Annotated in this window: 21 protein-coding genes and 1 pseudogene; all 22 read left to right on the forward strand. The window is 62.8% G+C overall.

Annotation, left to right across the window (positions count from 1 at the left end):
• Window positions 1-22: 22 nt before the first annotated feature.
• The 22 genes and pseudogenes from ACFRU2_RS01340 (at window position 23) to ACFRU2_RS01445 (ending at window position 13920) form a co-directional block, all read left to right on the forward strand.
• Complete coding sequence (locus ACFRU2_RS01340; protein ID WP_382966517.1) at window positions 23-376, forward strand: hypothetical protein; 354 nt, start codon at window positions 23-25, stop codon at window positions 374-376.
• Window positions 377-596: 220 nt separating this feature from the next.
• Complete coding sequence (locus tag ACFRU2_RS01345; protein ID WP_382966518.1) at window positions 597-932, forward strand: hypothetical protein; 336 nt, start codon at window positions 597-599, stop codon at window positions 930-932.
• A 49-nt stretch (window positions 933-981) separates the two neighbouring features.
• Window positions 982-1296 carry a hypothetical protein gene (locus ACFRU2_RS01350; protein ID WP_382966519.1) on the forward strand — a complete coding sequence of 105 codons (315 nt, stop codon included), beginning with the start codon at window positions 982-984 and terminating at the stop codon, window positions 1294-1296.
• 248 nt (window positions 1297-1544) lie between these two features.
• Window positions 1545-2069, forward strand: coding sequence for a hypothetical protein (locus tag ACFRU2_RS01355; RefSeq protein ID WP_382966520.1), 525 nt, complete (start codon window positions 1545-1547; stop codon window positions 2067-2069).
• Between the two features lie 87 nt (window positions 2070-2156).
• Window positions 2157-2975: a RecB family exonuclease gene (locus tag ACFRU2_RS01360; RefSeq protein WP_382966521.1), complete on the forward strand. Its 819-nt coding sequence runs from the start codon at window positions 2157-2159 to the stop codon at window positions 2973-2975.
• Between the two features lie 160 nt (window positions 2976-3135).
• Complete coding sequence (locus ACFRU2_RS01365) at window positions 3136-3693, forward strand: hypothetical protein (RefSeq protein ID WP_382966522.1); 558 nt, start codon at window positions 3136-3138, stop codon at window positions 3691-3693.
• Between the two features lie 105 nt (window positions 3694-3798).
• Window positions 3799-4542, forward strand: a complete 744-nt coding sequence (locus tag ACFRU2_RS01370) for an AAA family ATPase (protein WP_382966523.1) — start codon at window positions 3799-3801, stop codon at window positions 4540-4542.
• Between the two features lie 64 nt (window positions 4543-4606).
• Window positions 4607-4885: a hypothetical protein gene (locus tag ACFRU2_RS01375; protein ID WP_382966524.1), complete on the forward strand. Its 279-nt coding sequence runs from the start codon at window positions 4607-4609 to the stop codon at window positions 4883-4885.
• A 3-nt stretch (window positions 4886-4888) separates the two neighbouring features.
• Window positions 4889-5266 (forward strand): hypothetical protein, encoded by a 378-nt coding sequence (locus ACFRU2_RS01380; protein WP_382966525.1) that lies wholly within the window; start codon window positions 4889-4891, stop codon window positions 5264-5266.
• On the forward strand, window positions 5250-5678 hold the full coding sequence (locus tag ACFRU2_RS01385) for an endonuclease VII domain-containing protein (RefSeq protein ID WP_382966526.1): 429 nt from the start codon (window positions 5250-5252) through the stop codon (window positions 5676-5678). Before ACFRU2_RS01380 ends, ACFRU2_RS01385 begins: the two co-directional genes overlap by 17 nt.
• A 178-nt stretch (window positions 5679-5856) precedes the next feature.
• Window positions 5857-6072 (forward strand): annotated as a pseudogene (locus ACFRU2_RS01390) (hypothetical protein); the annotation flags it as partial.
• Window positions 6073-6112: 40 nt separating this feature from the next.
• Window positions 6113-6808, forward strand: coding sequence for a topoisomerase (locus tag ACFRU2_RS01395; protein ID WP_382967853.1), 696 nt, complete (start codon window positions 6113-6115; stop codon window positions 6806-6808).
• A complete protein-coding gene (locus tag ACFRU2_RS01400) occupies window positions 6808-7083 on the forward strand; it encodes a DUF3310 domain-containing protein (RefSeq protein ID WP_382966527.1) in 276 nt (91 codons plus the stop codon). The genes ACFRU2_RS01395 and ACFRU2_RS01400 overlap by 1 nt, the downstream gene beginning before the upstream one ends.
• Window positions 7080-7886, forward strand: a complete 807-nt coding sequence (locus ACFRU2_RS01405; protein WP_382966528.1) for a hypothetical protein — start codon at window positions 7080-7082, stop codon at window positions 7884-7886. Before ACFRU2_RS01400 ends, ACFRU2_RS01405 begins: the two co-directional genes overlap by 4 nt.
• Window positions 7887-7988: 102 nt before the next feature.
• Window positions 7989-8675 carry a hypothetical protein gene (locus ACFRU2_RS01410; RefSeq protein ID WP_382966529.1) on the forward strand — a complete coding sequence of 229 codons (687 nt, stop codon included), beginning with the start codon at window positions 7989-7991 and terminating at the stop codon, window positions 8673-8675.
• A gap of 84 nt (window positions 8676-8759) precedes the next feature.
• On the forward strand, window positions 8760-10781 hold the full coding sequence (gene nrdJ / locus ACFRU2_RS01415) for a ribonucleoside-triphosphate reductase, adenosylcobalamin-dependent (RefSeq protein ID WP_382966530.1): 2022 nt from the start codon (window positions 8760-8762) through the stop codon (window positions 10779-10781).
• A gap of 221 nt (window positions 10782-11002) precedes the next feature.
• Window positions 11003-11527 carry a hypothetical protein gene (locus ACFRU2_RS01420; protein WP_382966531.1) on the forward strand — a complete coding sequence of 175 codons (525 nt, stop codon included), beginning with the start codon at window positions 11003-11005 and terminating at the stop codon, window positions 11525-11527.
• A 65-nt stretch (window positions 11528-11592) separates the two neighbouring features.
• The gene (gene thyX / locus ACFRU2_RS01425) at window positions 11593-12288 is read left to right on the forward strand and encodes an FAD-dependent thymidylate synthase (protein ID WP_382966532.1); all 696 of its coding nucleotides are present in this window, start codon (window positions 11593-11595) and stop codon (window positions 12286-12288) included.
• A gap of 79 nt (window positions 12289-12367) precedes the next feature.
• A complete protein-coding gene (locus ACFRU2_RS01430; RefSeq protein WP_382966533.1) occupies window positions 12368-12502 on the forward strand; it encodes a hypothetical protein in 135 nt (44 codons plus the stop codon).
• Window positions 12503-12537: 35 nt separating this feature from the next.
• The gene (locus ACFRU2_RS01435; RefSeq protein ID WP_382966534.1) at window positions 12538-13425 is read left to right on the forward strand and encodes an LCP family protein; all 888 of its coding nucleotides are present in this window, start codon (window positions 12538-12540) and stop codon (window positions 13423-13425) included.
• 97 nt (window positions 13426-13522) lie between these two features.
• Window positions 13523-13747, forward strand: a complete 225-nt coding sequence (locus ACFRU2_RS01440; RefSeq protein ID WP_382966535.1) for a hypothetical protein — start codon at window positions 13523-13525, stop codon at window positions 13745-13747.
• The gene (locus ACFRU2_RS01445; RefSeq protein WP_382966536.1) at window positions 13744-13920 is read left to right on the forward strand and encodes a hypothetical protein; all 177 of its coding nucleotides are present in this window, start codon (window positions 13744-13746) and stop codon (window positions 13918-13920) included. Before ACFRU2_RS01440 ends, ACFRU2_RS01445 begins: the two co-directional genes overlap by 4 nt.
• Window position 13921 lies beyond the last annotated feature (1 nt).

Below are 13921 nucleotides of genomic sequence, written 5' to 3' on the forward strand. Positions count from 1 at the left end.
ACTCTGCGAAGGAGACACACCAATGAGCATCTACGACGAAGGCCCCATGGAAGCGAACCTTACGCGTGCTGAGTGGGCGCTGAGCGCCTTGGAAGAGTTCGGGCGGTACACGGGGCAGGACGAGTATTTCGAGGACGCCATAGGGGCACGCAACCTGGGTGGGGACATCATGCGGGAGGTCGCCGGGGACCTCATGGCCAACCTGTTCCACCTGGGGCGGCTGAACGGGGTTGCTCCCGACACGCTCATCCGGGCCGGGCTGATGCACTTCACTGAGGAGGTAGCGGAGGAAATCGAGGAAGACCCTGCCGTTGCGGCGGCGGCCGAGCAGGTCGTTTGCGAAGCGCGGAACCTGCTTGCCTCTGTGAGCGCCTGATGGGTAAGGGCGGCACCAAAGGGTCGGTCCAGTGGTTCAAGGCTCTGGACGGGGGCGGTATCGGCTGTCACCAGTGCGGAGAGCCCGCTACCCGCTGGATGGACATGGAGCGGTACGGCATTCGTAGGTGGCTGAGTACGGCCTACTGCGACGGCCACGGGGACTGGCAGATGCAAGACCCCCACCACACGATGCGCGAGCGAGAGATCAGGAACTAGGGATGTATGCAGTCGAGTTCGTCAACGCCGGTTCCGACGTGAGCGAGGTGGGCCCCTACCTCTGGGCAGAGCGCATGGAGCATACGTTCAGCTTCGCTCGCCGGTGGCATGACCAGTCTCCGGGCGCTGACCCCCGGATCTGTGTGTACGTGGTCCAGGAGGAGCGTCCCATCACGCGGGAGGACTGCCCCGACTACACGATGTCGGTACTGCCCGGCGGGTACGTGCAGGTGGCCGACTACCGGAACGAGATACCGCACTGGGACGTGGCAGCGGCCCTTGAGGCCGCGGGAACGACCCCCCTGGTCGCCGGGAGCAAGCCCCCGGCCGGCATTTAGTTGATCTTGAAGTCAGGTCCGCTACTAGACATCCATGGAGATTTGAACCATGACCCGAACATATGGCACCATCGGAGAGCCGGGGCAGTACGCCGTGACCATCACTCACGCGGGTGGCAGTCACTACCACCAGGGGTGGGCGGACTGGGAATCGGTCAAGGCTGACTGGCATGAAGCGACTGAACTCGCAGACAGGGACGGCTACGTCATCACCTACCGGACCGACGATGTGGGGGGTGGTCGCCGGGAGGTCGTCCCGTTCAATGTGTGGGGCTTCCCGCGCTATCGGTGCGGGACCATCATGCCTACGGATGAGTGGCCGGAAGACTTCATAGAAGCAATCAAGGGAATTTCTTACCGATGAATGGGCTTGAAGCTCTTGTGTCTTCTCTTCCGGCAACTGTGATTCTCATGGCTGCAAGTTCAAGAAAGCGAGAAGCCGGATCTCTGGTATCGGTAGGATTTGGTTCAACGTTCATGGGAACTGCATTGTTTAGCTTGACATCCACGATGGGAATGATCTACACTGTTCTGGTAATCGCGACGGCCGTCACAGATTTCGCTGGGATCGGTAAGACGGAAGCGACTTAACCAGTGCAAGGTGTAAGGACTATGAGCGAGACTCGTGATCAGATCATCGAGCGAGTGCGTCTGGCGGGGGTCAGTCCGGAAAGCATCCGTGAGCTGCGGACCATGGCGCAGCCCATGCCTGTGGCGGAAATCGCCAAGCTGTTCGGCATCTCCCGGCAGGGCGTGTACTTCCACATCAACGGAGACAAGCGGCAGTTGGGCATGACCTCCCGGGAGAAGGCCAAGGCGCTCCGGCCCTTCCAGGTTCCGACCGCCATGCAGAAGTGCAACCAGTACAACCTGCTGTCGGCACACCTGCTGCACCACCTCGACCCGAACGCACTGAGCAAGACGAAGCAGACGGAGCTTGAGGGGTGGTGGCGGGGACTCCGGGCCGTGCGAAGCCTGATCCTGATCTTCGACCCCGAGCAGCCCCCGAACGAGGTAGCCAAGTGCGGTGGGTGGGCGTTCGACGAGCGGACGCCGGAGGAATCGGGCTTGGTTGTCCGGCCTCACGGTGAGATCACGGAAGAACAGCGGGCCGCGCTGACCCTCGAAGGTCTCTAGGTCTAGAAGGTGTGACAGCCCCCGTGTGGGGGCTTCACATTGAACATCAACTTGACATCCATGGAAAAAGAATGGGAGGTTAGAAACGTGAGCAAGACGATCGAAGAGCGGGCCGAAGCGTACAAGACGAAGCCTCGGAGCGTGAGTCAGGTCAAGCAGTACAACCAGTGCCCGTACGCGTTCTACCTCGCACGGATAGCCCGGGAGCCGGAGCTGCAAGCGGCCTGGCTCCCCATGGGGGTGGCCGTCCACGCGGCCGCGGAACTCTGGGAGAAGAGCGGGCGCACAGCGGCCCTGGAGGACGCCCAGGCGGAGTTCGCGAAGGTCTACACCCGGATGGCGAACGATGCCCTGGAGCGGGAGCCGGACGAGGAGGGGTGGCAGGCCAGCGGCCCCTACCAGGGGTTCACGGACCTGGATCGCCGGTACGGGGTGGGGCTCGACCAGGTGGCGAAGTATCTCCAGTGGTACAAGGACAACCCCGGTGAGCGGGTATGGGTCGATCCCGTCACCAACTCGCCGGCCATCGAGGCAAGGTTTGATCTTGAGTTCGACGGGGTCAAGGTGCTGGGCTTCATCGACCAGGTCATCGACCACCCCAAGGGGGATGTTCGGGTGCGGGACATCAAGACCGGGGCCATCCCGGGCATGGACGACACGTTCCAGCTCGACACGTACGCCGTGGCCATCAACCGGAAGTACGGCACGGAGTGCATCACGGGTGACTTCTGGGCAGGGAAGACGGGCCGTCCGTCCCGTGTCCGGAAGCTCGAAGCCAACTCCGACAAGATCGCGGAAGTATTCGTGACTGCCGATCAGAGGATCAAGGCCGGGGACTATCGTCCCACCCCGGGAGAAGCCTGCGGACGCTGCCCGGTGCAGCGAAGTTGCCAGTACTCGGCATGATCTTCTGGGACTAAAGTCCCGTGGCCGGCAAGGGCTTTAGCCCTCTGGTTCTTACATCACTACAGATCGTTCGGTTCTGGCTTGCACAGGCCGAAAGGTCTAGTCCACACTCGTAAAGCCGTCATAAAAACCAAAACCAGTCATGAATAGGGAAGCACTCATGATCAAGTCTTTCGCTGAGATGATCACTGCCGAAATGATCCAGACCTGCGACGTGGATGCGGCGGCGGAAGTAGCTGAAGACAACGTTGTCGACGGTTGGGAGAACGCGACCCGGGCGGACGTTGCCGGGGCGTGTGCGCAGATGATCGTGACGACCGAGCGGCACATCGAGGACCGCGCTGAAGAGGTCAAGGTTGATGTCCTGGCCTCCATGGAAGTCAAGCTCAACCGTATAGCGGCCATGCTCCGAGAGCAGGGCGGCATGGACACCACGGACATCGAGTCCGTGCACCAGGACATGATGGATCACATCAAGGCGGCGGCTGAGGAGCGGGCAGTCCTTCGGAGCCAGGTCACCCGCGTCAAGTGGGAGCAGCAGGAGCTGCGGACCATGCTGGAGAACCGCACGGACATCTTCCACTCCTCGATCGAAGGGCTCCGGCGAGAGGTCTCCTCGATGCGGGCCGGCCTTTCCTTCGCGGCCAGCCACTTCGCACCAGGCCGAGACGAGCTGCACCGCAAGGTCAAGAACGACACCCCTTGTCGGCAGCGATAACGGGTCTAGACCAACGAATGAGAGGAGATCGGGTTGTACACCCTGAGTCAGTCGGCACGAGCCCGCGGTGATAGCGGTGAGCCGTTGCCGGAAGCGTTCAAGTCCATGGGGCGTGCAGGTACGCAGTACATCCGTGGACAGCTGTCGCTAACCGTGGCGGGAGGCGGTACGGGTAAGAGCGCGTACACCCTGGCCCGGATCATCAAGGCCGACAAGCCCATCCCGGCCATCTACTTCAGCGCGGACTCCAGTGCGGACATCCAGCTCTCGCGGGCCCTGTCCATGCTGACCGGTCTCCGGATGGACGAGTCCAAGGAGATCGTCCGTGGCGAGCGGATCTACGACTATGCGGCCACCCTCGACCAGAACCCCATCCGCTTCAACTACAACGCGAGCCCGAGTGTTGCCGACGTCGAGCGGACCGTGTCCGCCTGGTACGAGCTCTACAACGAGGACGCGCACATGATCGTGCTCGACAACATCACGAACATCCGTGGTGGGGGAGCGGGTAACGAGGAAGACCCCTTCTCGGGCCTGGAGAGCCTCATGGACTGGGCCAACGACATGGCGCGGGTCACCGGGGCCCACGTGGCCGGCCTCCACCACACCACGGGCCCCCACAACAACGGAGATAGTCCGATCCCCATGAACGGGGTCAAGGGACAGATCACGCGGGTTCCTGCCCTCGTGCTGACGCTGCACAAGCCGGATGAGTCCACGCTTGCGGTATCCACGGTGAAGAACCGTGCTGGGCGGTCTGATTCATCAGGCAACACCTTCGTTGAACTCGGCTTCGACGGTTCAACCATGACGTTTACCGACGACGCCTTTTCTTCGGTCTCGTACTAGACATCCATGGAGTTGAGTTCATCATGGATGTAAAGTAAGGTCGGAAGTGAGAGAGGGAGTGAACATGACTGACGCAGTGATCGACATCGTGGAGCGGAATCGTGCCGTGGGGCACGTCGCGGAGCGGCACGACGACTCGGGTGACTGGTCGATCTACGGGACGAAGGAAGGGCGTGTGTGGACCGTCTACGCCGACTTCAACGGAAACGGGCGCTACATCGAAGCCACGGGTTCGACGCTGGCCGTAGCCCTCAAGCGCTGGTGTCAGGCGTACGGCATCCCACACGGGTCCGCTGAGGTTGCCAGTGACCTGACGGGGCGACTGGAGATGGTTCGGTGGTAAGGGATGTTCGCTAAGGCCCTGGCCGCCCTGGTGCTCGGGCTGACGGTGTTCATCACCGGCCTGTACCTCCACATCGAGGACCAGGAGCAGGCCAAGCCGGAGTCCGCGGTGGCCGAACAGGAGACTCCCTCGCCCGAGCCGAGTCGGACCCCGGAGGGCCCGCCGGCCCCCAGCGCGACGGCGAGCCCCAGTGAGGCGTCCCAAGCGCCGGCCGAAGCGCCCAAGGTGCAGGAGAAGCCTCAGGTGCCCAGGCCCACACAGGTGCCGGCTCCGGCGAAGCCCAAGCCCCCGACCCCCAAGCGGTCGAACTACACGGTGTGCCACGACACGTACCTCAACGGGCAGCCCTACGGGAAGGAATGCAGTGTCTACCGCGTGTAAGACGGGATTTAAGAGGTGTGAGAGGTGCGGCAGGTGTCGGGCGCTGAGGTTCTACTCTGGAAGTCGGGGGCGTATCTGCGCTACGTGCCAGCGGAAGGCAAGGTCGAAGTCCTCCCACGAATCGAGAGTCCAAGCGACGTACGGCCTCGCGGCCGGGGAGTACGACGAGCTGTATCGCCTTCAAGGCGGGACGTGTGCGATCTGCCGACAGTCCCGCTCGAAGCGCCTCGATGTGGACCACTGCCACAAGACCGGGGTGGTGCGCGGACTTTGCTGTGCGAGGTGCAATCGGCAGTTGCTTGCCAAGGGGCTTCGGGATGATCCCGAGATCGCGAGAAGTGCAGCCGCGTACCTGGAAGACCCTCCCGCTGTTCGGTTGATCGGGCAGCGTTTTTATCGGCAGTCAACTTGACATCCATGGAAAGAGTGAGTGACAGTCAATATGGATGACCAGTACGGACCTCGGCGGACTGGGCGGGCGCAGCGCTCGAATCTCCGCGTGACGGTAGGTCAGTTGGATCCGACCTGGAACCTCATGTCACAGGCCCACAGGGTGTTCCCCGTGGAAGTTAGGAAGTTTGGAAGTTTGGATGGGACTCTTCGGCAGTCGGCCCGCTGAGCAGCGGGAGCCGGCGGGGCCGATCCGGGAAGTCGTAGAGCGGTATTACCCGCACTGGGAAGCCCCCGACTACCGGCCCGGATGGATTCAGTGCCTGTGCCCCGCACACGAGGAGGACAGGCCATCGGCCAGCGTCAACTACGACCGTGGCTGCATCAATTGCCAAGCATGCCCGTTCAAGGGCTCGGCTTACTCGATCATCATGACCAAGGAAGGCTGCACGTTCCGTGAGGCTCACAGAAGAGCGCAAGACATTGCTGATGGAGGTCGCGGTACGGGCCCGCAAGCAGTTCGAGGGGAGCCCGGCCGAAGAGTATTTGGTGCATCGGGGCCTGGTGCCGGACCAGCTCGACAAGTTCCGTCTCGGGTACGTCGACGATTCGGCTCCTAGCGGCTTCGACAAGTACCGGGGAACGATCTGCGTGCCCTACCTCCGACGAGGGGCGACGGGTATCTGGAGCGTGGCGGCCCTGCGCTTCCGCTGTATCCGGGACGAGTGCGTGCGCAACCCTGACGGGTCCTTCCGGGACTCCAAGGACGAAGTCCACGTGGGCCACGGCAAGATGCAGTCGATGGCCAGCGACACCCCGCGGATCTATAACACCGAGGCCATCGTCCGCTCCTCCGACGTGATCGCGATATGCGAGGGCGAGGCCGACACGTGGACGGCCGAGATGTGCGGCATCCCGGCCGTGGGGATTCAGGGAGTGAACGGCTGGAAGGACTACTTTACGGAGCTGTTCATCGGCTACCGCACGGTGTTCGTCCTCTCCGATGGCGACGAGGCCGGCAGGGGGTTCGCCCAGCACGTAGCGAAGCTCCTCCCCAACGCCCTGGAGGTCCCGATGGCGCCGGGCATGGACGTGAACAGGACGCACAAGGACATGGGCCGTGAAGCCCTGCTGAGCAAGGTGGGTATGTGATGGCGAAGTTCGTCAGTGGACGCGAGGCGGCTGCGGATCTTTCTGCGGACTTCGACTTGACATCCATGGAAGATGTGGTGAATCACCCGAGTCACTACACAGCACACCCCAGTGGGACGGAGTGCATCGAGATCACAGAGCACCTGAACTTCTGCCTCGGTAACGCCATCAAGTACATCTGGCGTGCGGGTCTCAAGGACTCCGACAAGACGGTTCAGGACCTCGAAAAGGCCAAGTTCTACATCTCCCGCGAGATCGAGAGGATCAGCAAGTGAAGCGCATCGTGATCGTGTCCGACCTGCAAATGCCGCTGGAGCACAAGGCGGCGAACAGGAACCTGATCAACTTCATTCACGACTACCAGCCGGACGAGGTGATCAACATTGGCGACATCACCGACTACACGGCCCCTGGCCGCTGGTCCGCAGGCAAGCGCGCCGAGTACGGGATGAGCGTCAAGGAAGAGGCCGGCTACACAGTCGCCAACCACGTCCGCCCGCTCCGCAAGGGCTACGACAAGAAGGTCACCCTCCTAGGGTCCAACCATGGCGAGCGGCCCCACAAGTACCTCGTGGAGCGCTGCCCGGCCATGTATGACGAGGTCATCTTCCAGGAACCCCACCTGCTTCGACTGGACGAGTTCGGCATCGACTTCGAGCCCCTCAAGTACGACTTCGCCCCGGGCTGGACGGCCACCCACGGGCACGCCAAGGGCATCAGTCTCTCCCGCTTTGCTGGCGGTACCGCGATGAACGCCGCGCGGAAGTTCCAGAAGAACGTGGTCTGCGGCCACACGCACCGCGCCGGGATCATCAGCGAGTCGAGCGGGGAGTTCGCGGCCCGTCAGCTCACGGGCGTCGAAGTCGGCTGCCTGATGGACATCAAGAAGGCCTCCTACCTCGGCGCAGCAGGGTTCGGAAACTGGCAGTTGGCCTTCGGTCTGTTCTACGTGAACGGAAACCGAGTGTCCCCGAGCATCATCGACGTAGAGCGAGATGGCTCGTTCATGGTTGAAGGAGAGGTCTACGGGTCGGTGAAGCGCAATGCGCTGGGCCGCTTCGTCAGCTCCGCAACTTGACATCCATGGAACTGGCACCGCATAGTGAAAGTGAGCGGTGAGAGCGCCTGGGGCGCCAATTTTTACCCAACAGACTTGACATCCACGGAGAAGCTCACCGCAATGAATGACATCGTGATCACCGCCGACGAGTGGGACAAGCTCTTCATCGACGCCACCAAGGTTGGCGGGATGACCGCCCGGAAGTACGCCGGTCTCGTAGACCCGGAGGACATCAGCCAGTCCATCATGGAGCGCTTCGTGGACTCGGAGCGATCGGCACGCAAGATGCTCGACGCCTACGACAAGGACAAGCGGATCGCCTTCAAGGGCATGCTGCTGATGGCCTCGCAGATCGCAGCCCAGGAGATCAACGCCCACCGCCAGGCCCACGGGAACTTCACGTACACCCCGGACTACGTCCGCCGGCTCCTCGCTCAGGGCGTCATCCCCACCGAGGAGAAGTCGGGCAGCATCTTCGATGCTCAGGTCAACACCCTGTCCACGGGACGCAAGTCCAAGAAGGATCACGTGGAGCGGGTGAACTACACGGACAAGGTGGACCTCGATAAGGGGTTCGCCAAGCTCTCCCGAGACCATCGCATGGTCATCGTCCGGAAGTACGTGGCAGGCGAGACGAACTTCACCAACGCCGAACGCATGCGACTCACAAGGGCAGTTGACGCCCTCACGATGCACATGAACGGCTACCGAGCCACGTCGACCGCCGCCTACAGCGGCACCGGTTCGCGGTCGGTGATGTCCAACGCGAGCGCCCGAGTCATCACGGGAAACAACTACGATGGATGACTTTCTTACCCCGTGGGGTGACCTGAAAGACCCCGACGACTACGAACTCCAGCAGAAGAAGTACCAGGAAGAGGACACCGCAGAATGACGCACTTCAAGACCGAGACCGCTCAGACCGTCTTCACCCGCACCTACAGCCGCACCCTGCCGGACGGTTCCAAGGAGACCTGGCCGCAGACCGTACAGCGTGTGGTCGACGGAAACCTCGCCCTGGTGGACGAGAAGTACCAGTACGAGGGTGAGCGTCAGGACCTCATCGACTTCATGACGGACTTCCGCGTTCTCCCTGCTGGGCGGCACATCAAGTCCTCCGGCGTGAGCGACTACGCGCTCAACAACTGCTGGGCGAGCGGCTGGATTTCGGACGAGCCCGCGGAGCACTTCACCTTCCTATTCTCCCGTCTCATGGAGGGCGGAGGCGTCGGAGCGAACTACAGCTCGCGATACCTCAAGGACATGCCGGCCGTCGCCGTCCCCGTCCGAGTGCACGTCGTGTGCGACCCCCAGCATCCCGACTACTTCGACATGCTCGAAGCCGGTCTCATCAGCACCGAGTACGCCTACGACTGGGATGGCGCCTACGCAGTCCAGGACTCCCGCGAGGGCTGGGCTGACGCTCTTCGCGACCTGATCGACACCGCCCACAACCCCGAGACCGCCCACCGAAGCCGTGTCTACGACGTGTCTCGTGTCCGCAAGAAGGGAGCCCCCCTTCGGAAGTTCGGCGGGTCCGCCTCCGGCCCCCTGCCCTTCGCGTCGATGATGCGCAACGTCGGCCTGGTGCTCGAAGGTGCCGGGAACTTCCTTCGACCGCTGTCCGGGCTCGACGCGATGGAGATCGACCACGAGATCGCTCAGTGCGTCGTCTCGGGTGGTGTGCGCCGCTCCGCACGCATGGCCATCATGCACTGGGCTGATGCGGACATCTTCCGCTTCATTCGCTGCAAGGCCGACATGTCGAAGCACTGGACGACGAACATCAGCGTCGAGACCGACCACGAGTTCTCGGCGGCCCTCAAGAACAAGCGCCACATCCTCCACGACCACGCCCAGCGGGTGATGGACGAGATGGCGGCCGGCATGCACGCCAACGGCGAGCCCGGCTTCTGGAACTCCTCCTACTCCGCGGAAGGTGAGCCTGACGGTACGTACTGCACCAACCCCTGTGGGGAGATCACGCTGAGCCAGTGGGAGCCCTGCTGCCTCGGCCACGTGAACCTCGGGAGCTTCGTGGATAGCAAGGGGCACATCGACGCTGACGGCCTGGCCAAAGCCCACAGGCTCATGATCCGGTACCTGATCCGGGCAACCCATGCCCGGGTCGCTGACGACAAGTCCCGCAAGGCTATCGACCGGATGCGCCGCGTTGGAGTGGGCCACTTCGGCTTCGCCGACTACCTCGCCAAGCTCGGTGTCCCGTACTCCGAGAGCCCGAACCACTTCGGCGTGGAAATGATGCTCCGGACCATGGCTAAGGAGGTCGACCGCGAGGCCACGGCCTACTGCCACCAGCTCCGCATCCCCATCCCGGTGAAGCGGCGAACCATCGCACCCACGGGCACCGTGGCCAAGCTCGCCGGCTCTTCCGGTGAAGGCGTACATCCAATCTTCGCGCGGCACTTCATCCGACGGATTCGCTTCTCGACGGTCGAGCCGTCCGAGGTTCAGCAGGTGGAGGAGTACAAGGCCAAGGGCTACAAGGTCGAGCCGTGCATCTACGCGGCCAACACCATGGTCGTGCAGATCCCGACCGTTGACCCGCTGGCCGTCGACTACCCCGACGTTCAGTCGGTCGATGAGATCACCCTGCGGGAGACGCTCAACGTCCAGGAGCTGTACCAGAAGCTGTGGGCCGACAACGCCGTCTCGATGACGGTCAACCTCGACCCGAAGACCATCAGCGTGGAAGACCTGGGCGACGCGCTCACCGAGTACGCCGACTTGCTCAAGGGCACGACCATCTTCCCGGAGGTCTCTCGCGACCAGGCCCCGTATGAGCGGATCGAGGAAGAGCAGTACCTCTCGCTCGTCTCCAAGACGGACGGAAAGGCTGACGCGGACACGGGTTACGACGAGGTCTGTGCGTCGGGGGCGTGCCCGATCTAGTGCCGATGAGCGAATGGAATGACGACTTTGACTGCATGCAGTGCGGTGTTGAAGTTGATGAGTTGTATCCCCGATTCGAAGACGCTGAGGAATTCGTCTGCGAGTTGTGTTTCGAGGATGCGAACTTGACATCCATGGAATACGCAAGCGATAATCATAGTGAGGGGCGCGTGTGAGCGCCCCATTCTTCGGCAGTCCACTTGACATCCATGGAGAATGAAATGCCTTTCGAGAACGACCCGTTCGCAGCTGACGCCCCGACCGCCCCGAGCAACGACCACATCAACACCAAGGAGGCCCCCATCGCTACCGCCACCACCCCCAACCCGTTCAAGATCGGCTTCACCCTCAAGGCCGCTGACCAGATGAGCGGCGAGTGGCTCACCCCCTGCGTGTACGGAGCCAGTGCTCAGGAGACTGCCGAGCGCGGCCGTGACCTCCTGGTGGCCATGCAGGAAGTCGGCCTGATCGACCTCACCGCCAAGGCGGCCGAGTACACCCGAGCCCAGTACAAGGGCCCGGTCAAGGCGGCCGGTAAGCCGACCTTCCAGAACGGCCAGGTCCAGCGCCAGGCGCCGGCCGCTGCCTCCGGTGGCGACGAGTACACCTGCGACCACGGTCGCCGGAACTTCAAGGACGGCGGTTCCTGGGCCGCCCAGTTCTGCGGAGCCCCGCAGGGCACCCCCAAGGGCGACCAGTGCCCGCCGCTGTGGCGCCAGAAGAGCGGCTCCTTCGCCGCCAAGTAACACCAGCACCTGATGCATGGGGCCCGGCTACACGGGCCGGGCCCCCATCACCCGGAAGGCAAGCAGTGCAGACCATCGATTTCCGATCCACCATGACCGTTGAGCTGGTGGACCACATGGGCTCAGACGAGACCATCGCTCGAAGCGCCCGAGTTTCCTCCGGCACCAGCGGCAACCCCACAGCTAACCGCGGCCTCCTCAACATGTTGATGCGGGACAGGCATGGCAGTCCTTTCGAGTCGGTGACCTACCAGTTCCGAATCGAGTGCCCCGTCTTCGTGGCCCGCGAGTTCATGAGGCACCGCATTGCCTCGTTCAACGAGGTCTCGGGCCGTTACAAGGTGATGGAGCCCGTGTTCTACACGCCGGCCCCTGACAGGGCGCTGCGGCAGATCGGCAAGCCCGGCGCCTACACCTTCGAGCCCGGCGACTACCAGCAGCAGCGCACCGCCGAGGGCGAGCACAAGCGCATTGCGGTTGAAGCGTGGGACTCCTACGAGCACATGCTCGACCGAGGTATAGCCCGCGAGGTGGCCCGGAATGTTCTCCCGATGTCCCTCTACACGAGCTTCTACGTGACGATGAACCTCCGATCGCTCCTCAACTTCCTCTCCCTGCGGTGGGCGCACGTGGACTCCAAGGTGCCCACGTTCCCGCTCAAGGAGATCGAGGACGTTGCACAGCAGATGGACGCCAAGGCCCGGCAGGTCTGCCCGATCGCCTTTGAGCATTTCGACGCCCACGGGCGGGTGGCGCCGTGATCGCGTGGATCGAAGACCTCGACCACTGCCCCTGCGGGGGGCAGTTCTGCACCGATGACTTCCCCTGGGAGGACGAGCAGTGAAGGCTGTCAACGCGGTCGCCCTGGTCGTCGCCATCGTCGGCGGCCTGTGGCTCCACTTCGCAGGGCCGTGCTCGCTGTGGTCGTTCTCCCGAATGGGAGACCTTCCCGCGAGGTGCGTGATGGCCAAGTGAAGCCACGGTTCATCGCTGGGGGAGTGCTCGTCGTAGTGCTTCTCGTGCCAGCCGCCACGTATCGGCACATCGACCAGGGCATGGAGCGCGAGGTGGACCTGACAGCCTCTGACCGACCTTCGGCCGGCGAGGGCAGGAACTTCCTCCTCGTGGGCTCCGACTCCCGAGAAGGTCTGTCCGAGCAGGAGATGAAGCGCCTTCGTACAGGCTCTGCGGAGGGCAAGCGGACGGACACCATGTTGGTCGTCCACCAGGGCCAGTACGGCACGACACTACTGTCCCTTCCCCGTGACTCCTGGGTGACGATTCCGGCCTTCATCGGGGCGTCCGGGAAGCGCTACCCGGCCTCGCAGAACAAGCTGAACGCCGCCTATGCCTGGGGCGGCGGGTCGCTGCTCACCCGAACCATCGAGCACAACACCGGCATCCGGATCGATCACTACGCGGAGATCGGGTTCAAGGGCTTCGCTGACGTGGTCGACGCGTTGGGCGGCGTGGAGATGGACATCAAGAAGCCCATCAAGGACCGGAACAGCGGCGCCAACTTCGCGGCCGGCACCCAGCGGCTAACCGGCGCCCAGGCCCTCGCGTACGTGCGGCAGCGCTACCAGGAGCCGACCGGAGACCTGGGGCGCAACGCCAACCAGCAGGAGTTCTTGAAGGCGATAGCCAAGGAGGTAGGACCGACCAATGTTCTGGGCGTTCTGGGGCCCGCTCTGGAATCTGTGGTTTTCGACAAGGACTTGGAACCGTGGGAGCTTGCGCGCTTCGCGGCCTCGTTCACCGGAACCATCTACCGAGCCACCATCCCCGTAGCCGACATGGGCTACGAAACGCAGGCGGGTTCCGCCGTGCTCTGGGACAGCACAGGGGCAGCAGCCCTCTTCGACAGGATCAAGCACGACAGGAAGGTGTCCGGCTAGTGGATTTTTTCTACGGACTCATCATCGGGATCAACATCATGATCCTGGTAACTCTCGGTGCGGCGATCTTCGTCGCGGCACAGAAGGGAATCAAGCGATGAGCACCCTCCCCGACCCCGAGGAGTTCATGAACTACCTCGAAGAGTGCGGATTCAACGCCATCGATGCCCAGATGAACGAGGTCGTGAACCTCTACTCGAAGTCCGTGACCAAGGCGGGAGAGCTGAAGAAGCATGCCCGCTCGGTGGGCTTCAGCTACGAAGCGGCTGAAGAGATCGCCATGGACTTCCACAACACGATGACCAAGGGAGCAGGAAAGTGACAGCAGAACACCTCATCTTCGTGGAGTACGCGGACGGAGACATCGACGAGTTCGAGGGCCTCATCGACTACGAAGGTGAACTGGTCGTCATCTACGACGACGAGGTCACCCACCACATCAACCGGCGCCACACCCGCGCCGTACACATCCACCCCATCACCGAGGAGTTCTAGT

The sequence above is a fragment of the Streptomyces sp. NPDC056883 genome, from assembly GCF_042788835.1.
GTDB classification, from domain to species: Bacteria; Actinomycetota; Actinomycetes; order Streptomycetales; family Streptomycetaceae; genus Streptomyces; species Streptomyces stoeckheimensis.